This is a genomic window from Novosphingobium sp. Fuku2-ISO-50 (genome assembly GCF_001519055.1).
Taxonomy (GTDB): Bacteria; Pseudomonadota; Alphaproteobacteria; order Sphingomonadales; family Sphingomonadaceae; genus Novosphingobium.
The window spans coordinates 1-18,418 of record NZ_KQ954303.1 but is presented as its reverse complement, the minus strand read 5'-3'; the positions used below and the strand labels follow the sequence as shown (position 1 = coordinate 18,418).

General features: G+C 63.2%; 17 protein-coding genes and 1 tRNA gene. 13 read left to right on the top strand and 5 right to left on the bottom strand.

The window, feature by feature from the left end; all coding sequences use genetic code 11:
* Nucleotides 1-48: 48 nt before the first annotated feature.
* Together fliD and fliS are read left to right on the top strand one after the other, a co-directional pair.
* Nucleotides 49-1,566 carry a flagellar filament capping protein FliD gene (gene fliD, locus AQZ50_RS17685; protein WP_067748317.1) on the top strand — a complete coding sequence of 506 codons (1,518 nt, stop codon included), beginning with the start codon at nt 49-51 and terminating at the stop codon, nt 1,564-1,566.
* Nucleotide 1,567: 1 nt separating this feature from the next.
* On the top strand, nt 1,568-1,951 hold the full coding sequence (fliS, locus tag AQZ50_RS17680) for a flagellar export chaperone FliS (protein WP_067748315.1): 384 nt from the start codon (nt 1,568-1,570) through the stop codon (nt 1,949-1,951).
* Between the two features lie 236 nt (nt 1,952-2,187).
* On the opposite strand, the gene AQZ50_RS17675 is transcribed toward fliS, so the two are convergent.
* Nucleotides 2,188-4,680 carry a transferrin-binding protein-like solute binding protein gene (locus AQZ50_RS17675; protein ID WP_067748313.1) on the bottom strand — a complete coding sequence of 831 codons (2,493 nt, stop codon included), beginning with the start codon at nt 4,678-4,680 and terminating at the stop codon, nt 2,188-2,190.
* Between the two features lie 349 nt (nt 4,681-5,029).
* Nucleotides 5,030-6,058, bottom strand: coding sequence for a chemotaxis protein CheB (locus tag AQZ50_RS17670; protein ID WP_067748311.1), 1,029 nt, complete (start codon nt 6,056-6,058; stop codon nt 5,030-5,032).
* Nucleotides 6,059-6,342: 284 nt separating this feature from the next.
* On the opposite strand from AQZ50_RS17670, the gene AQZ50_RS17665 reads away from it, so the two are divergent.
* The 9 genes from AQZ50_RS17665 (at nt 6,343) to AQZ50_RS17625 (ending at nt 13,469) form a co-directional block, all read left to right on the top strand.
* Complete coding sequence (locus AQZ50_RS17665) at nt 6,343-6,624, top strand: STAS domain-containing protein (RefSeq protein WP_067748408.1); 282 nt, start codon at nt 6,343-6,345, stop codon at nt 6,622-6,624.
* Nucleotides 6,621-8,867 (top strand): chemotaxis protein CheA, encoded by a 2,247-nt coding sequence (locus tag AQZ50_RS17660; protein ID WP_067748309.1) that lies wholly within the window; start codon nt 6,621-6,623, stop codon nt 8,865-8,867. The genes AQZ50_RS17665 and AQZ50_RS17660 overlap by 4 nt, the downstream gene beginning before the upstream one ends.
* A complete protein-coding gene (locus tag AQZ50_RS17655; protein ID WP_067748308.1) occupies nt 8,864-9,736 on the top strand; it encodes a CheR family methyltransferase in 873 nt (290 codons plus the stop codon). The genes AQZ50_RS17660 and AQZ50_RS17655 overlap by 4 nt, the downstream gene beginning before the upstream one ends.
* A complete protein-coding gene (cheB, locus tag AQZ50_RS17650; protein WP_231730388.1) occupies nt 9,733-10,806 on the top strand; it encodes a chemotaxis-specific protein-glutamate methyltransferase CheB in 1,074 nt (357 codons plus the stop codon). The genes AQZ50_RS17655 and cheB overlap by 4 nt, the downstream gene beginning before the upstream one ends.
* A 3-nt stretch (nt 10,807-10,809) precedes the next feature.
* Nucleotides 10,810-11,373 carry a chemotaxis protein CheD gene (locus AQZ50_RS17645; protein WP_067748306.1) on the top strand — a complete coding sequence of 188 codons (564 nt, stop codon included), beginning with the start codon at nt 10,810-10,812 and terminating at the stop codon, nt 11,371-11,373.
* Nucleotides 11,374-11,530: 157 nt separating this feature from the next.
* Nucleotides 11,531-11,857, top strand: coding sequence for a response regulator (locus AQZ50_RS17640; RefSeq protein WP_067748305.1), 327 nt, complete (start codon nt 11,531-11,533; stop codon nt 11,855-11,857).
* A gap of 29 nt (nt 11,858-11,886) precedes the next feature.
* Nucleotides 11,887-12,330 carry a chemotaxis protein CheW gene (locus AQZ50_RS17635; protein WP_067748304.1) on the top strand — a complete coding sequence of 148 codons (444 nt, stop codon included), beginning with the start codon at nt 11,887-11,889 and terminating at the stop codon, nt 12,328-12,330.
* A gap of 68 nt (nt 12,331-12,398) precedes the next feature.
* Nucleotides 12,399-12,653 (top strand): hypothetical protein, encoded by a 255-nt coding sequence (locus tag AQZ50_RS17630; protein WP_067748302.1) that lies wholly within the window; start codon nt 12,399-12,401, stop codon nt 12,651-12,653.
* Between the two features lie 144 nt (nt 12,654-12,797).
* Nucleotides 12,798-13,469 carry a glutathione S-transferase family protein gene (locus tag AQZ50_RS17625; protein WP_067748404.1) on the top strand — a complete coding sequence of 224 codons (672 nt, stop codon included), beginning with the start codon at nt 12,798-12,800 and terminating at the stop codon, nt 13,467-13,469.
* A gap of 32 nt (nt 13,470-13,501) precedes the next feature.
* Here the strand turns inward: AQZ50_RS17625 and AQZ50_RS17620 are convergent, their stop codons facing one another.
* On the bottom strand, nt 13,502-14,452 hold the full coding sequence (locus tag AQZ50_RS17620; protein WP_067748300.1) for a complex I NDUFA9 subunit family protein: 951 nt from the start codon (nt 14,450-14,452) through the stop codon (nt 13,502-13,504).
* A gap of 322 nt (nt 14,453-14,774) precedes the next feature.
* On the opposite strand from AQZ50_RS17620, the gene AQZ50_RS17615 reads away from it, so the two are divergent.
* Together AQZ50_RS17615 and AQZ50_RS17610 are read left to right on the top strand one after the other, a co-directional pair.
* Nucleotides 14,775-14,861, top strand: a tRNA-Leu gene (locus tag AQZ50_RS17615).
* A gap of 178 nt (nt 14,862-15,039) precedes the next feature.
* Nucleotides 15,040-16,338: a tyrosine-type recombinase/integrase gene (locus AQZ50_RS17610; protein WP_082703774.1), complete on the top strand. Its 1,299-nt coding sequence runs from the start codon at nt 15,040-15,042 to the stop codon at nt 16,336-16,338.
* 303 nt (nt 16,339-16,641) lie between these two features.
* Here the strand turns inward: AQZ50_RS17610 and AQZ50_RS17605 are convergent, their stop codons facing one another.
* Nucleotides 16,642-17,970 (bottom strand): type II toxin-antitoxin system HipA family toxin, encoded by a 1,329-nt coding sequence (locus tag AQZ50_RS17605; protein WP_067748298.1) that lies wholly within the window; start codon nt 17,968-17,970, stop codon nt 16,642-16,644.
* A complete protein-coding gene (locus AQZ50_RS17600) occupies nt 17,970-18,221 on the bottom strand; it encodes a helix-turn-helix domain-containing protein (RefSeq protein WP_067748296.1) in 252 nt (83 codons plus the stop codon). Before AQZ50_RS17600 ends, AQZ50_RS17605 begins: the two co-directional genes overlap by 1 nt.
* Between the last annotated feature and the right edge of the window lie 197 nt (nt 18,222-18,418).

Sequence of the window (18,418 nt, the reverse complement as noted above, 5' to 3'; positions counted from 1 at the left end):
GCGCCTGCGATCCCTTAACCCGCTACACGATCGGTCGTTCTTTCCGGTATGACCACAGTCTCTTCCACCAGCTCGTCAACCGGCACGACCAGCTCGACCACGAGCGCGACATCGTCGACCGCCAGCACCTCGACAACCTCGACCGGCAGCGCGACCGAGGCGCTGCTGACGGCGCTTGGCGTCAGTGGCGACATCAATGCCAGCAGTCTGGCCGACGAACTGTCCTCCGCGGAATATTCCGGCCAGATCGACACGCTCAATACGCGCACATCGACACTGGCGACCCAGATTTCGGATTCGTCCTCGCTGATGAACCTGATGTCGACGCTGGCCAGTTCGCTCGACACGATGATCACCACCGGCAGCCTTGCCTCGACGCCGCAGATCGCCAACAGCGCGGTCGCGACCGTCAGCCCCGGCACCACCTCGGGCAGCGGCACCTCGACTCTCGAAGTCGACACGCTCGCCCAGGGGCAGACCATCGCCAGCCCGACAATTTCGTCTTCGGCGACCGATGTCGGCTCGGGCAGCCTGACGATCCAGCTCGGCACGGTTTCGGGATCGACTTTTACCGCCGGCAGCCAAAGCGCGATCACGGTCAATATCGCATCGGGCTCTTCCCTGGCCACAGTGGCCAGCGCGATCAATGCCGCAGGAGCCGGTGTGACGGCCTATGTCGCCAGCAATTCCAACGGTCAGCAATTGGTGATTTCCGGCCAGCAAGGCGCCGCGAACGCCTTTACCGTCAGCGCGACCGAAGATTCGTCGGACCCCGGCCTGTCGCAATTCGCATGGAACCCCACCAGCAGTTCGACGACCGGCGCAACGCTCGCCGCCTCGGCCACCGATGCGAGCTATATCCTGAACGGGGTGACGCGCACATCGGCGTCGAATTCGATCACCGATGCGGCGCCCGGCATCTCGCTCAATCTGACCGGGACCAACAAGGGTAGCCCGACGACGATCAGTTTCAGCGATCCGACCAGTTCGGTCAGCACCGCGATGAGCGATCTGGTCACCGCGCTCAATTCGATCGTGAGCACGCTCAATACCGATACCGCCGCGGGCGCCGCGCTCGCCAACAATTCGGGCGCGCGCCAAATGCAGCAGGCGCTGTCTGCGCTCAGTTCGACCACGATCATGCCCTATGCGACCAGCGGTCAGCCCGCAACGCTGGGCGATCTTGGCCTGACCACCAACAAGGACGGCACGTTCTCGCTCGATTCGACGGTTCTCAACAGCGCGCTGTCAGCCCATCCACAGGCCGTGGCCGCGATGTTCACCACCGGCGCCAACGGTATCTATGGAACGCTCGAAGACTTGTCGCTGCAGGTCAACAATTCAAGCGACCCGAATTCCCTGGCCGGCTCCTCCAAGTCGCTCACGACGCAACAAAGCAGCATCACCACGCAATTGAGCAAGATCGCCACGCAACAGGCCGCGCTGCGCGCCACGCTGCTGACGCAGTTTTCAGCGCTCAACTCCGTGGTCACGGCGGACAAGTCGACCCAGTCGTTCCTGACCCAGCAAATCGCGCTGTGGACCAACAGCACGACATCGGGCTGATATGCTGCTCAACCGCGATCCTTCCGAAGCCTATCGCCGCGTCGATTTCGACGCCCGTGTCAAAGGGGCGAATTCGCGCCAGCTGGTCGATCTGTGCCTCGAACAGGTCGCCGGATCGGTCGGCCGCGCGATCCATGCCAACGGGCGCGGCGATAACGGCGCAAAGAGCGCCGCGCTGACTCGCGCGGTGGCGGCGCTGACCGCGCTGCAAATGGGCGTGGACGGCAATGCCCCGACCGGGCAGGCCCTGCTTCAGCTCTATATGGCAGCGCGCACCACGATCCTCGACAGCGTGCTGACTTTCGATGCCGCCGGCCTTGCGCAGATCCGGCAGGATTTCATCGAGATCCGCGCAGCCATGCTCGGCGCAGCCCCCGCCTCCTGAAAAGCCCAGCGTCCCGAAAGTACCCCCCGTCGCTTCAGGTGGGCAAACGAACGCGCGCCACACAGGCAACCACACGTCTTCCCGGCCCAGAGCCGGGAACCCGCTGGTTCTTTGGGGCAATTGGGCATTGTCTCACCGGAATTCGGTGTCGCCGGAATTCACAGACAACGCCGTCAGTTAGCGCGGTGCACAAAAACGGATAACGGCACGGAGACGGCGATGCGAGAAACCGGTTCCTAGTTCTTCTTTCCGACAAACACGCCTGCCACATTGACTGAAAGCGGCTGGGCGTAGGTGCGCCCTTCATACGAAAACGCTGCACCCGCTTCAGCAGCGCCAGGTCCGTAAAAACCGCCAGCCATCTGTCCGGTGCCAGCGGTTGCATTCGCGCCAAACGACGTTCCGGTGATTGTCCCGGCATAGTCGATGCTGCCCACCGCCTGCGTAGTGCCACCGCCAACCGGCGTTGCATTCAGGGTCAGTGTCGAAGTCAGTGCTCCGGACGCGAAATTGGCGCTCAATTGCCCGGCTCCCCCAAGAACGAAGTCCCCGGTCCCAAACGCGTAAACATTTCCCCGGCCATAGACCACGCCCGAATAGGTTGCCGAGCCGGAGGTGGGCATGGAGGATTGCGCGGTCGGGATGCCGAACAACTCGAAATGATCGACCGTATAGCTGGGATTGCTCCCCCCTTGCGATACAGTCTGGGCCATTTCTGCAAAACTGAGATAGGACAATTGGATAGTCGGATTGGATGGCCCGGAATTGAGGATCCGCCCGGTCATCGTGGGCGTGGCATAGGCTGTGAAAGTCGCATCGCTTTGCGCCGGCACCACATCTGCTGCGGTGACTGTCCCTGTAAGCAGAGGCAGGCCATCGGCATTGAATTTGAGGCCGGTCGATCCGATTGTGTATGTCTGGTTCACCGGATCGTAGGTGATCTGGGTGACGCCCCTGAACGCCAACTGTGTATAGCCGGGGAATGTATAGGGCACATTCGAGTAAATGGACTCGTTCGCGGCAAACGTCGCCGGACGAGTGAGCGTAGCCAGTGTTGCTGCGGGATCGAGGATCGCCGGGTTGAAAACCCCGGTCATCGTTCCGGTCAGACTGCTGCCATCGGCCCCCGCCCCGTTGAAAACCGCGCCGATTTCGGTGGCAGCCGGGCCGTAAAGCCGCCCTTGCCAGTTGCCTGAATAATTCGTGGCCCCCGCGACCGTCAGCGTGCCGGAGAAACTGTTGGCGGCCGATGATAGCGTGCCGGTGCCCGCCAGCGTTCCCAGATTGGTGAGGGATGACCCGACATCCTGCAATGTCGCCGCCGTCGTCACCGCGCCGCTTGCCAGATTGATCCCGACAGTTCCGCTACCGACGACTTCGGTCGGGCTTGCTGTGGTGCCTGACGGGACGAGTATACCGTCGATAAACGTGTCATAGGCGGCATAACCGGTGCGCGGTACGGCAGATGCGGGAGTCTCGAATCCAAAAGTGAACTGGTCATAGACCGGGCTCGCACCGGTCTTGTCGAAATAGACCCCCGCCCGCACATATTGGTTCGCAGCCGTATCCGTCAGAATCACGCCTTGCCCGTTCGCCGATGCCAGAGCATTGGTCACTGCAAGCGGGTGGGGATAGGTCACAGGCCAGTATGCATACGACATCGCCCACGAAGAACCGGGTCCGATGAACACAATTGACGGCATGCCCTGATTCATCAGGCCCAGTGCTGCCGTTCCCAACTGACCGTTGGTTTTGCCGTTTTGCACCACCAGATCGGCGTTGAGCAACTCGGCACCGGCCTGGCTGGCAAAGCTCGTGTCAGTCGCCCCGGCTGCCCCGGTACGGCCCAGAAACACGCCCGCCGCCACATTGGTGCCATCGTTCGCCGTATAGAATGAACCACCGATTTCCTGGCCGGCAGGCCCGTACAACCGTCCGCTCATCTGCCCGCTACCGTCCGCGTAGGTAGTGGACAAATTGAACGCACCGGAAAAACTGCCCGAACTGGATAACGCGCCACCGCCACTGAAACCGCCGCCAGACGTCAACGATCCGCCCAGAGCCAGCGCGCCGGTCGAAAAGTTGACCAACAAGGAACCGGTGCCGGAAATGCCCGACACGGTCGTGCCGGTTGTCTGCGCGCCGAGCATATCGATTCCATAGGTCGCGGTGCCGCTTGTGGGAACCCCGCTCGCCGGCGTGGGTTCGCCATACGCGACGGCATACAGGCTGCCGTTGCCCGAACTGGTCGAGGCCAGATTGGTATTCTGCCAAAACGCCGCGCCCACGTATTCATAGGTAAAATGCCCGCTGGTGCCGGGCTTGGTCAAAGTGAGGCTGTCGGTCGTATTGCCGGATTTGATGATGTACGTGGTAATCTGGCTGTTGGTCAGGGACGGGTCGATGTTCGATGGGCCAAAGCTTTGCGAATGCCCCCCGACCGTCATCGTGTAAGTTTGCGACGCGGCATTATAGACAAAGCTGGCGGTTGTGGCGCCAGCGGCAACCGACCCTGCACCATTGGCTACGGTGAGCGCGCCTTGTGTTGCGTCGTTGACAAAAGTTTCGCTTTTCAGCGAACCGAGCAGGCTGGCATTGGCGCCGGCAGGTGGCGGCGGCGTCGGGGTGGACTGAACGCCGCCCCCGCCCGAATCCGCACCCCCGCATCCTTCGAGTGACAGACAAGCCAACGCCGTCGCTGCCAGCGCGGCGATCTTCACTTTGTTCATCACAACTCCAGCCCTGTTGCCCACGCCACCAAGCTAACGATTTTTCGAGCAAAGACCAGTCGACTTTCGATCCGGTTTGGGAACGATATTCAAACAGAAATGCGCAACGGTTCAAATCATCACGCGTAATTCCAGGGCCAGTAGGCGTAATTCAAACGCCAATAGAGCATGTTCCCGGCTCAAGGCCGGGAAGGGCGGCATTCTCGGCGCCAGCAGCCGTTTGTCCCGCCGCGTAGTTGCCCAAAAAAAGATGCCCGGAACCGCATGGCGCGGTTCCGGGCAGTTTGGGGCGCGCCATTCAGGGGGTAGCGCGCGCTCAGGGGTGGAAAAAAGGGGTGGCCCCGCGCGATCAGCCGATCCCGCAACGCGCCAGCACCGCCGCGCCCATCTCGGCCAGCGGCACTTCGCGACTGGCAGCATCGAGCGCGATCACCGCTTCGGGCGCCTCGCTTACCAGGGCTGTCTTGCGATCCTGAACAAATGTCTCGCTGCCGGCTTCGCGCAGCAGCCGCAGGCCCCGCGCACCATCGCTGCCCATCCCGGTCAGCACGGCGCCCACCGTGGGGATGGCACCGCGCGCAATCGATCCGAACATCAGATTGGCCGAAGGCCGCGCGCCGTCGACCGGATCGCGCTCCATCAGCCGCAGACGCGGCGGCGAACCCACTTCGACCACGACATGGCGTTCCGGATCGGCGGCGATGTAAATCGTCCCCTGCGTCAGCGTCGCGCCGTCCCTGGCGGGCCGGACATGACACTTGAGCATGTCATCGAGCCGCTTGATGAACGTGTCGACGACCATCGGTTCGGCCTGAAGACAGACCAGAGTCGGCGGACAATTGCCCGGAAACTGGCCCAGCATGGTGGTCAATGCATCGATCCCGCCCATCGAGGCGCTGACCGCGACAAGGTGACCGTTCCATTCGAAAGGCGCCTCGCTCGTCTTCTGCTCGGTGCGCACCTTGCGGTCGCGGACATTCGAATTGGCCGCAGCGAGCACGATCTTGCCCAGCTTGCCGACCGATTTCGCAAACTGCTCGGGCGTCGCCTTGAGCGGCTTGGGAAAGCATTCGACCGCGCCGAGTTCAAACGCACGCAGCGACGTTTCGGTCCCCGCCTGAGTCAGCGATGACAGCATGACCACCGGAAGCGGATCTTTTTCCATGATTTCCTCAAGGAAATCGATCCCGCTCATGCCCGGCATTTCCACATCGAGCGTGATCACATTGGGCTTGAGCTCGGCAATCTGTTCGCGCGCGTCATCGGCGCTGCGGGCCGTCCCTACCACGCGAACGTTCTTCGCCTGGTCCAGGATGTCCGAAAACAGGGCGCGCATCGCCGCAGAATCGTCGACAACCAGAACGCGTGCTTCGTGCATGGTACAAATACCCTTGGCCAAATTTCGCGTCGCTGTGCCGCGACGCCTGCTTGGCATCCAGTTAACCGTCAAGGCGCCAGCAAATCCTGAGGTCGGGGGTAGGTATCTCACCCTAAGGCTTCGGCAAGCCGACCTTTGCCGCTTGGCGTCTAAGCCCGGCAACTGGACGTGCAGCCCTCCCTGTTGATCGCGTCATCCGGACCCATCGGGCCGGACACGCTGGGATGGCCGCCACGATTCGCCAGATTGCTTCACTCCGATCGCATTTTGAGGAAACCCGCCCCATGCCCACGATCAGCCTGCCTTCCCGATGCGACCGGGCCGCGGCCGAGGCGCTTTTGCCGGAAATGATCGCCGCGCTCGACGCGGGCACGCTGACGATCGATGCGCGCGAATGCACGCAGATCGGTCAGGCCATGCTGCAAGTGCTGGTCAGCGCGCGGCGCACCGGCGACGGCGCAGTGATCGAGGCCTCGCCGCATTTGCGCGAGACCGCGCGCCGGCTTGGCCTCTCGGCAGAGCTGTTCGATGACGCGCCCGCAACGGGCAAGGGGATCTGCGCATGAACGCCGAGGAAATTCAGGCCATCTTCTTCGCCGAATGCGAAGAATCGCTTGCCGCCGCCGAGCAGGGTCTTGCCGCGTGCATGGCCGGGACTCAGGACGATGACACCGTCAACGCGGTGTTCCGGGGGGTTCATTCGATCAAGGGCGGCGCCGGCGCATTCGGCTATATCGCGCTTCAGGGCTATACCCACACATTCGAAACGCTTTTGTCGGACGTGCGCGATGGAACCGTGCCGATCACCGATGCGCTGATCGAACTCATGTTGCGCGCGCTTGACACGCTGAGCGACCATGTCGGCGCGGCGCGTGGCCTGGGCGAAACCCCCGACGATGCCGCATTGCAGGCAGAGCTGACTGCGGCGATGGCCGCCAATGCGGGCTCTGCCCCCGCGCCCGCCCCGGCGGCAGAGGCGCAGCCCGCATCACCGCCGACGGTTCATGCCCATGACGACGACGACGAGGTGACCAGCGATTTCGATTTCGCCGCGATGCTCGACGATATTACCGGCTCGACGAGCATCGCCGAATCCTCAGACGCGCCGGACGACGATGCCGATACGAGCTGGGTGGTCAAAGTGCGCCCCCACGCCGGTGCGATGCGCAATGGCAGCGAACCGCTGCTCATGCTGCGCGATGTCATTGATTTCGGCGCGATGTGCATCGCCTGCGATGTCAGTCAGGTTCCCCCGCTCGATTCGCTCGATCCGGGCACCGGCTATCTCGGCTGGACCTTTGCCATCCCCGGCGAGGTAGACGAGGCGATGGTCCGCGACGTGTTCGACTTTGTCGGCGACGAATGCGGCCTGGCGATTGGCGACGATGCCCCCATGCCGCCCGTCCGCCTGCCCGAACCGCGCGCGCTCGCTCCTGTGGCTCAGGCCGCTCCCCCGATCGCCGCCGCGCCCGCCCCGAAGGCCGCCGCGACGCCGATGGCCAAACCCGCCGCGCAGCCCCCGGTCGCCGCCGCGCCGCCTGCATCGGCCCAAACGGCACCTGCCCCATCCGCAGCGCCTCCTCCCGCCCCTCCGGCCATGGGCCAGTCGATTCGAATCGAACTGGGCAAGCTCGACAAATTGATCGACGCGGTCGGCGAACTGGTCATCGCCCAGGCGATGATGGCGCAGCGGCTCGCCGGTGACGGCCTTGCCGCCACCGAAGAACTGGCGCTGCTCGAAGGATTGACCCGCGACATCCAGGAATCGGCGATGGCAATCCGCGCCCAGCCGATCGGTTCGGTCTTCAGCCGGGTGCCGCGCATCTTGCGCGAATTGACCGCGAGCACCGGAAAGCACGTGCGGCTCGACGTTTCGGGCGAAAGCACCGAGCTCGACAAGACAGTGATCGAACGGCTGGGCGAACCGCTCACGCACCTGATCCGCAATGCGGTCGACCACGGGATCGAACCGGCCGAGGAACGCCTCGCTGCGGGCAAATCGCCCGAAGGCACGCTGACGCTGTCGGCCGAACACAAATCCGGGCGCATCCTGATCCGCATTGCCGATGACGGGCGCGGGATCGACCGCGAACGCGTTCTGGCCAAGGCGATCGAAAAGGGCCTCGTCGTGCCCGACGTGATCATGTCGAAGGAAGAGATCGACCTGCTGATCTTTGCCCCCGGCTTTTCCACCGCGCAGTCGATTTCCAACATTTCCGGACGCGGCGTCGGCATGGACGTCGTGCGCCAGAACGTAAAGGAACTGGGCGGGCGGATCACGATCGAATCCGAGCCCGGCTCGGGCACCACGTTTACCATGACCCTGCCGCTGACGCTGGCGATTTCCGACGGCATGGTCGTCAATGTCGGCGACCAGACGCTGGTCGTGCCGCTGGCCAACGTGGTCGAAAGCCTGCGCCCCGAGCCCAAGGAAGTGCAAGGTCTCGGCGCACACAGGGCGATGATCAACGTGCGCGGCCGGTTCATCCCGGTCCTGCCGCTCTATGCTGCGGTCGGCGCGGCAGGCGCGGTCGAACGGCCCGAGGAAGGGGTGCTGATCGTCGTCGAAACCGAAGGCGCGGGCCGCGCCGCGCTGCTGGTCGATGCGATCTGTGACCAGCGCCAGGTGGTGATCAAGAGCCTCGACACGCATTACCGCTCGGTCGAAGGCGTCGCGGGCGCAACGATCCTGGGCGACGGGCGCGTGGCACTGATCGTCGATGTCGACGGCCTTGTCGCCAACAGCCTGTCGGATGCAGGCCAATTCGCCGCAGGCCAGTTCGACACCGGTTTCGTCGAGGCCGCATGACGATCATGGCCTCCTTTGCCGAGTCGCTGCCCGGGATCAGCCCCGGCGTCTATGGCGCCGATGACTTCCGCGCGATCAGCGAAATCGCCTATCGCGAGGCGGGGATCGTCCTGCCCGAGGGCAAGGCGATGCTGGTCTATTCGCGGCTGGCCCCGCTGGTGCGCAATTCGGGCTGCGCAACATTCGGCGCCTATGTCCTGCGCATTCGCGAAGACGCGGCCGAACGGTCAAAGACGATCTGCGCGCTGACCACCAATCACACGTTTTTTTACCGCGAATCGCACCATTTCGACCATTTCCGCGATACCGTCCGCCCGCAACTGGTCCGGCGGCTCGAACAGGGCGGCAAAGTGCGCCTGTGGTCGGCGGGCTGTTCCAGCGGCGAGGAAACCTGGTCGCTGGGGATGACCTTGCTCGGCCCCGATCGCAAGGCCGGACTGGCGCTCGCACGGCAGGACATCCGCATCCTGGCCAGCGACATCGCCGCCCATGCGCTGAGCAAGGCGGTTGCCGCGCGCTATCGCAGCGAAGACCTGAAACCCGTTCCGCAACCCTTGCGCACGGCATGGACGACAACCAACGGCGACGAAACCGAGATCGCGCCGGAATTGCGCGCGCTGGTCCGCTTTCGCACGCTCAACTTTCTCGGTGACTGGCCGATGCAAGGCCGGTTTGACGTGATATTTTGCCGTAACGTCATGATATATTTCGATACTCCCACAAAAGAGCGGCTCGTTTCGCGCTTTGCCGGGATGCTGGCGCCCGAAGGCACGCTCTATGTCGGACACAGCGAACGGGTCACCGGCCCGGCGCTCGACCAGCTCCTGCCGACCGGACCGACCGTCTATCGCAGGAGAGCTGCCGCATGATCGATGCCCATCCCGCAAACCGGGTCGCGGCCCCCATTCGTGTGGTGCCCATTCGCGTTGTGATAGTCGAGGATTCGCCGACAATGCGCGCGATTCTCAAGACCCGCCTCGAACGCGAAGGCGACATTGCCGTGGTCGGCGCCGCCTGCAACGCCGCCGAAGGACGCGCGATGATTCGCGAACTCGATCCCGACGTGATCACGCTCGATGTCGAAATGCCCGGCATGAACGGGCTCGACTTTCTCGAAAAGATCATGGCGCTGCGCCCGACGCCGGTGATCGTGGTCTCCGGTTCGACGCAAAAGGGCGCCGATACGACGGCGCGCGCGCTCGCGCTCGGCGCAGTCAATTGTTATGCCAAGTCGGAAAAGTCGGGCGGTCTGCCGTTTGACGATGCCGGTCTGCTCGCCGGCCTCATTCGCGAGGCGGCGCGCGTCCGCTTTGGCGAACGGTCGCCCGTTTCGCAACGCCTCGCCAGCGAAGCGCGTCATTCGCTCGCCGACCGGCCGCGCGTGATCGCGATCGGTTCGTCGACCGGCGGAGTCGAAGCCTTGCAGATCCTGCTCGGCGGATTTCCGGAAATGTGCCCGCCGACGTTGATCGTGCAACACATCGCGGCGCGCTTTGCCCCGGCGGTGGCGCGCACGCTCGATCAGCATTGCCCGCCGCGCATTCTGCTGGCCGAACCGGACATGCCGCTGCGCGACGGCCACGTCTATCTCGCCCCCGGCGACGCGCGACATCTGACCGTGAGCGGCAGCAGCACTTTGTCATGCCGCCTGCGCGAGGGCGAGCGAGTCTCGGGCCATCGGCCTTCGGTCGATGTCCTGTTCGGCTCGGTAGCCAGGGTCGCGGGCGCCGGCGCGATCGGCATCCTGCTGACCGGAATGGGCTGCGACGGCGCGCAAGGCCTGTTGGCGATGGCCCAACAGGGCGCGCGCACGATCGCCCAGGACGAAGCGACATGCACGGTGTTCGGCATGCCGCGCGCCGCGATCTCGCTCGGCGCCGCAAATGTCATCGCCCCGATCGGGCAAATCGCCCGCCACGCATTCAACAAAGCTGCCTGACCGATGTTCGAACAACGCATCCTTCCCCCCGGTTCCCCGCCGCCGCCCGAACGCATCACGGTGATGCAGGGGCAGGCTCTGGTCAGCGGCGATGCCCGCGCAGAGTTGTCGACCGTGCTTGGCAGTTGCGTCGCGCTATGCCTGTTTGATCCCGAGGCGCATCTGGGCGGGATGAATCACTTCCTGCTCGCCGAACCGCCGGCCAGCACCCGCGGCGGCCCCGTCGACGAATATTACGGCACTTATCTCATGGAGCTTCTGGTCAACCAGATGATGGCCAGGGGCGCGCGCAAAAGCAGGCTGAAGGCCCATCTCTATGGCGGGGCCAACGTCAACCGCAACATGATGCGCATCGGCAGTGCCAACGCCGATTTCGCCCGAAGCTTCATTCAGCGCGAAGGAATCGAACTGCTGCGATCCGACCTTGGCGGGACCAGTGCCCGACGCGTCGATTTCCGGCCCGCGTCGGGCCAGGTGCGCTGTCGCCATGTCGAGGATCGCTTTGCCCCGCCGGTACAGCCCACCATGAGACCCGAAAAGGCCACCGGCGATGTCGAGCTTTTCTGAAACCCCGCCCGCGACGGCACCGCACCCTCTTGCCGATTGCGCATCCCGCCATTCCACACCCCCCCGTCTTTCCTCACCCCCCAGCCATTCCACAACCAGCGAGCCAACCAGCATGACCACCGCTACCCGCGTTCTTACTGTTGACGACAGCCCGTCGATGCGGGCGCTGCTCAACCACGCGCTCACCACGCAAGGTTTCGACGTGTCTCAGGCCGAAGACGGCATGGCCGCGCTCGACTGGCTGGCGCTCAACGAAGTCGATGTCGTGATCACCGACATCAACATGCCCCGGCTCGACGGCTTTGGCCTGATCGAGCGGCTGCGCGAAGGCAGCCGCCATCGCGACCGGCCGATTCTCGTGCTGACCACCGAAAGCAGCGAGGACAAGAAGGCGCGCGCGCGCGCTGCCGGGGCGACCGGCTGGATCGTCAAGCCGTTTGACCCGGCCAAACTTGTCGCGGCCGTTCGCCGCGTTGCGCATTGAACGCCGTGCACCAGGCCAGGAGAAGAGCCATGCTTCGCGAACTGATCACTTTCGAAGTCGAAGGGCAGGTCTTCGGGCTCGACATCATGTCGATCCGCGAAATCCGCGCCTGGAGCCCGACAACCCGGCTCCCCCGCGTGCCGCATTATGTTGCCGGCGTCGTCAACTTGCGCGGCACGGTGCTGCCGGTCATCGACCTTGCCGCCCGGCTCGGCTGGCGAGCGACCGAACCGACCCCGCGCCATGCGATCATCGTCACCCAGATCGGTGCCCAGGTCGGCGGATGGATCGTCGATTCGGTCAGCGACATCGTCACCGTGCCCGACAACGCCTTGCAACCGCCGCCGCCGACCGCAGGCCAGGATACCGTCGTCCCCTTTCTCGAAGGGCTCGCCGCGATCGAGGATCACATGGTCATGGTGCTCAATCTCGCCGCGCTGACCGACGGGGCACAACTCGTCGAAGCCGCCTGAGCGCCGCACACCGGGGCAAAAGCCATCAGGTCGGCGCATCAGGCGGCCGCACAAGCAGGAGGCCTTCGATGGTCAACGTCGCCACCCACCGCCAGATCGCGGTGGTGCTGGAAGAGCTCTCGCAGGAAGTGGAGGCGCTCGGCGCCACGCTGTGTGTCGACATGGACATCGCCATGCGCCATGTCGACACGCTTCAGGCGATCGATCTCATTGCCCAGAAACAACGCTCGCTCGCCGCCTTGCTCGAAGCGGATTGCCCCGAGGCACAGATCGAACAGATCGCCATCGATACCCTGCGCGAACGGATGCGCCTGCTGCGGTGATCGCGGAAAGAATGGCAAACTTGTCCATGGGGTGCCAAACTTGCCCATGGGGTGCCAAACTTGTTCATGGGGTGCCAAACTTGTTCATGGGGTGATTGTCATGCTGGACTTGGCTTTGTGCGATCGGCCATTATGGCGGGTATCATGTGGCACCTTTACCAGTTTCCGATCTGTCCGTTCAGCCGCAAGGTTCGCCTTCTGCTCAGCGAAAAAGGCGTCGGCTATGAACTCGTGCGCGAAAACCCGTGGGAACAGCGCGAAGAGTTCCAGATGCTCAACCCTGCGCTGCGCACGCCGGTTCTGACCAATCCGGAACGCGGCCTCGTTCTGGTCGACAGCCGGGCCATCACCGAATATTTCGAAGAGACCGTCGACAAGGCGCCGATGATCAACGGCACTGCGGCCAATCGCGCCGAAATCCGCCGGCTGGTCGCGCTGTTCGACGAAAACTTCTTTGCAGGCGTTACCGGCCCGCTGCTCGACGAGCGGATGAAAAAGCGCCTGATCCTGCGCCAGCCGCCCGATGCCCGCTCGTTGCGCGAAACGATCCGGCTGGCCAACGACTATCTCGACTATGTCGATTTCCTGATCGACAATCGCCCGTGGCTGGCAGGAGCGACCATGAGCCTCGCCGATCTTGCCGCAGCGGCGCAGATTTCGGTGGCCGACTATCTCGGCGGAATCGACTGGTCACAGCACGAACAGGCGCGCGGCTGGTATTCGGCGCTGAAAAGCCGTCCCAGCTTTCGCCCGCTGCTGACCGAACGCATGGACGTGATCAAACCGCCCGATCACTATGGCGACGTAAACGCCTGAACGGGGGCCTGCCCGCCCGATCAGGCCCCCGTTCAGACGGCGCCGACGCGCGTCCCGAACCGGCCATGCTTGCGCCAGGTCACCAGCCAGCGGTCGAGAAACAGGTCGAGCGGGCGCGGCGGCACGCCGAGATCGCGAATCCCCGGCAACGCGCCCGAAGCGACATTGCCCTGACGCAGCAGCGCATATTGATCGCGTGAAATCGGCGTGAACGGCAATGCCGCGATCAGGCTGCCCATCCCGTCGGACAATTCGACAAACAGCGGCGAACGGCGAGTGGCGCGCGCGATGCGGCGGTTCAGCTCCAGCACGCTCAGCACTTCGGGCCCGGCCAGTTCACAGGTCTTTCCGGCATGGACCGCAGGCGCTGCAAGCACATTGCCGATCGCTTGCGCCGCGTCATCGACATCGAGCGGCTGCAATCTGGCCGCAGGCGCAAAGACCGGCAGGACCGGCATCGCCATCAGCCCGGCAAACAGCGTCAGAAACCGGTCGTCCGATCCGAACAGCACCGAAGGACGCAGCACCACCGCGTCGGGAAAGGCAGCCAGCACGGCCGCTTCGCCCTCGGCCTTGGTCCGGGCATAGGCAATCGGCGAAGCCGCATCGGCGCCGATCGCGGAAACATGGACAAACGCCCGCGCCCCCGCCTCACGCGCAATTGCGGCGATCTGCCCGGCGCCCTTGCCCTGCACGTCATCGAGATTGCCGGAAAAGGCGCCGACCAGATTGACCACCGCATCGACGCCGGTCAGCGCGACCCGCAGCGTGTGCGGCTTGGTCACATCGACCGCGACGATCTGGACCTGGCCCAGATTGCCCAACGGCTTGACCTTGAACCCCTGCTCGGGATGCCGGCTGGCAATGCGCAGGCGCGCACCACGATCGAGCAATTCCTGCGCGAGGTGCGTCCCGAGAAACCCGGTCCCCCCAACCAGCGCGATAAGCTTGCCGTCCAGATCGCGCGTCCTGCCGATGGTCATGCTCAGTCCTCAAGATGTCAGTTGCGCCGCGTGTCGCCACACGGTGATGATCAGTCATCGCGATTCGCCGCCTGTCGAAACCGGCGCACCGTCGCGAATGCCCAATGGCACAGCTGCCCCAATGGCACAGCCGCCCCAATGGCACAGCCGCCCCAATGGCACAGCCTCCCCAATGGCACAGCCTCCATAGCCGATTCAATGGCGAAGCTGGAACCAAAACAAAGGAATCCCATTCTTTTGCCAAAGCCTTGTTGACAGCCCCGCCGCCACCCCTTATCGGCGCCCTCCTACCCGGCGGAAGGCGCTTTGCCCTACGCCCCGTGCCCAGATGGCGGAATTGGTAGACGCACCAGCTTCAGGTGCTGGCGCTCGCAAGGGCGTGGAGGTTCGAGTCCTCTTCTGGGCACCATATGTTCTCCCCGGCAACGTCCGGGGAGATCCAGCAAGAGGCTGGTTTCAAAGCACATTTTCATCGAAGATCGCTGGCAACCGTCCGGGTTGTTCCAGCTGCTTCCAGCACAATAACCACACATTTGTGGCTGTTGTCGTGGCTGTTGGGCGGGCCCGGAAAAACCGGGATCACGACGATGCTCACACAACTCCAGATCAGTGCCGCCAAGCCAAAGCCCAAGCCCTACAGACTCGCCGACGGACAGGGTCTCGTCCTCCTCATCAATTCCACCGGATCGAAGCTCTGGTGTTTCCGCTACCGCTTCGCCGGCCGCCAGAAGGCGCTGCACATCGGGGCTTGGCCAACGGTCTCGCTCGCCGAAGCCCGCGAAAAGTGCCGTGAGGCCAGAAAGGCGGTCGCCGACGGCATCGACCCTGTCCTGGAAAAGAAGCGAGCGAAAGTCGTGGCCAAATTTGCCTCGGCGACCTCCTTCAAGGATGTCGCGCAGGAGTGGCTCGGCAAGTGCGAACGCGAGGGACGCGCCGAAGTCACCCTCGACAAGGTTCGTTGGCTTTTGAGCATGGCCTATCCGCTAATCGGAACGCACCCGATCAACGGCATCACCCCCCACGAGGCTCTCGCCGTTCTTCGCAAGGTCGAGGCTAACGGTCGTTATGAGAGTGCGCGCCGCATGCGAAGCGTGCTGAGCCGGGTGTTCCGCTATGGCATTGCGACCGCGCGCTGCGACCGCGATGTGGCCGCCGATTTGCGCGGTGCCCTGACTACGCCACGGACAACACACCACGCCGCTATCATCGATCCGGACGAGGTCGGGATCCTTCTCCAAACCATCGACGCCTACAACGGCCAGGCGGTCACAAGAATGGCGCTAAGGCTCTCCCCGCACCTGTTCGTCCGCCCGGGCGAACTGCGCCAGGCGGAATGGACCGAGATCGATGTCGACAAGGCGATCTGGTCGATCCCGGTCGAGAAGATGAAGATGCGGCGGCCGCACAGGGTACCTCTCTCCCGGCAAGCTCTGGCCATGATCGAGGAACTCAGAGAGTTGACTGGCCATCGCCAGCACCTCTTCCCCTGCATGGGAAGCCCGAGGCGGCCTATGTCGGAGAACGGCGTGAACCAGGCCTTGCGTCGGATGGGGTACGCCAACGGTGAAATGACCGCTCATGGCTTCCGGGCAATGGCTGCGACCCTGCTCAACGAAATGGGCCGGTGGAACCCGGATGCCATCGAGCGGCAGTTGGCCCACCAGGAAGCTTCATCGGTTCGCCGTGCCTACGCGCGCGGCGAATATTGGGACGAGCGGGTAGCCATGATGCAGCATTGGTCAGACTATCTCGACAGCCTGCGGGAGGCGGCGGCTGGCCCCAGACCCGTGCCGATAATTCAGGGGAAAGCGAAGAGCGGGAAGGCGAAACCGGAAGCGCCTCGAGGACGCCGTCGCGGACGCCCCCGCAGCCGTCCGTTACAGTGACCAAATTTTCCCGATCGGGCAGAATTTTCAGCAGTCAGCTTGGCTCCTGCCATTTCTTACCGATCGGGATTTGTTCAGAGTAGAAGAGTTTGACGTGCAACCGAACGGTAACTTCATGTCGATGAGATCGATCGGTACCATTTTGCAATGGGTGCGGTCCTTCCATGCCTGAGGGCAGCCGACTCAGTCTTCGTTGCGTTGGTCGCTGGCCACTTGTTTCGGGGAAGCGGCAACTCCGGCACGACATTTCACTGGGTACGCGTGCCTTATGCTCTCCGATGGTTCTTTCGCGACGAGCTCGAATTACAACTCCTCAAACGCCGTTTCGAGTAGGCGCAACCGGGCAGGCATACTGGCCGCGATGCTGTCATGTACCTCTTGCGCGAAATCGCCCGGCATAAGGGACAGTGCCTTGTCCGGCGCGTTCTTGGCGCGCTCAAGAATGTCTGTAATGGCCTTCTTCATGAGGGTGGAGCCGAGGCCGGCCGCCTTGCCGGACTGTACGAAGTGCCGTCCGACCACTTCCAGGATGCGGTAGTGGCGACTTTTGCCAACCGACATGGCGAGCTTGTATTTGTTGTTCGGAATCTGGCGCTTGTCGAAAGCGGGCTGTGCAGAGAGCACATCGTAGAACGGCGTCAGACTGTACCGGCCCTCCGGCTTCAGGAATAAGCTGAAATTCTTGCCGTGCCCGTCTGTTGCCCCGATCAGCCAGAACAGGATCTGGCTCTTAAAGAAATCCACTTGATCCATCTGCGGCTCGTCCGAGCGTTGCAGCAGGGTCAGGATATCGGCCATGCCTGGGCCGCCATTGTTCTGGTATTTCTGCGCCGATGGTATGCCCATTGCCTGGCAACAGTCTTCCTGCGGCAGGCGCAGAAGATGCCCGACATTTCGCCAGCGCCGATCGAAGCGTTCGACCACCAGCACGCGCCGCTCGCCGAATGTGACGACCTCTGTCTGTGCGACATCGAGGCCGAAGGCCTCCATGAGCTTCAGGCAGTAATGCTCGTTATCGACGCTCGCTGCCATGTCGATCGGACCGAAGGCGGTCGGGATCTCTCCGAGTTGAGGTTTCAGGAGATGGGTGGTCGGGGTTGTCCCGATGGGCCGCATCCATTGGCCTTCATGCCGAAGGAGTGCCGTCTTTTCCTGGGCGCCCGCGATTGAAATGCGAAACTCTTGCTCCTTGTCCATGCCAAGCGGCGCCGTCGCGAGGCTGGCGAGAATGGCTTCAATCTCTTCGTCACTGACGGGCTCGCCCTTCACGTAGGGCTCGACATCGGCGGGCACGTCATCGGGCAGGAACTGCATGGCCCCCACACAGTCGCGCCCGATTGCTGCCAGCAGGCTGAAGTAGTCGGCCCCTTGGGTCCCCATGCGTTCAGCCACACGCCTGCGCACGTTTGGACTGTCGGGTAACAGATTGTCGAAGACGGCGACGACTTGCTCGCCGCTATAGGCCGTTTCGCGCATAGGCAGCGACAGGGAGATCGCGAACGCCGGATCCCAGTCAAGCCAGGTCTGGTCATATTGAAAGCTGACCGCGCCACTCGCCTCTTTGCGCAATCGCCCGACGAGGCGATTGTTGATGAGGACATTGAGCGGCGCATGTGCCTTGCGGCGCGCCATCAGAAGATGTCCTCGATATCCTTGGCCGGTCGTCCGGAACGAGTGTCGACGACCAACTCAAGATCAAGCGCGGCAAACAATGCGTATATCGACGAGAGCTTGGTGGCTTCGTGCCCTGTCTCGATCTTCGAAACCATCTCTTGGCGTAGCCCCGCCAGATTGGCGAGCTCGGTTTGCGTCAGGCCCCGCTGCTTGCGGGTTCGCTGTATGATGTTGCCCAACTGGCGGGGGGACCGGGCGATACGCGACATAGGTTTCTCCTAGATCGCTTTATGCCCTAAATCACATAAAATGGCAATATGCTATTTGGGGCATAAAATTTGTTTATGCGATTTATGGCATATGGAGGTCTTATGCGAGTTTTCGCATAAGCGTGCTTGGTAAAGAGTCGAGGCTCTTCCCTACCCCCCGATAAGCGCTTTTAGGCTCTTGTACTGAATCAACGTGT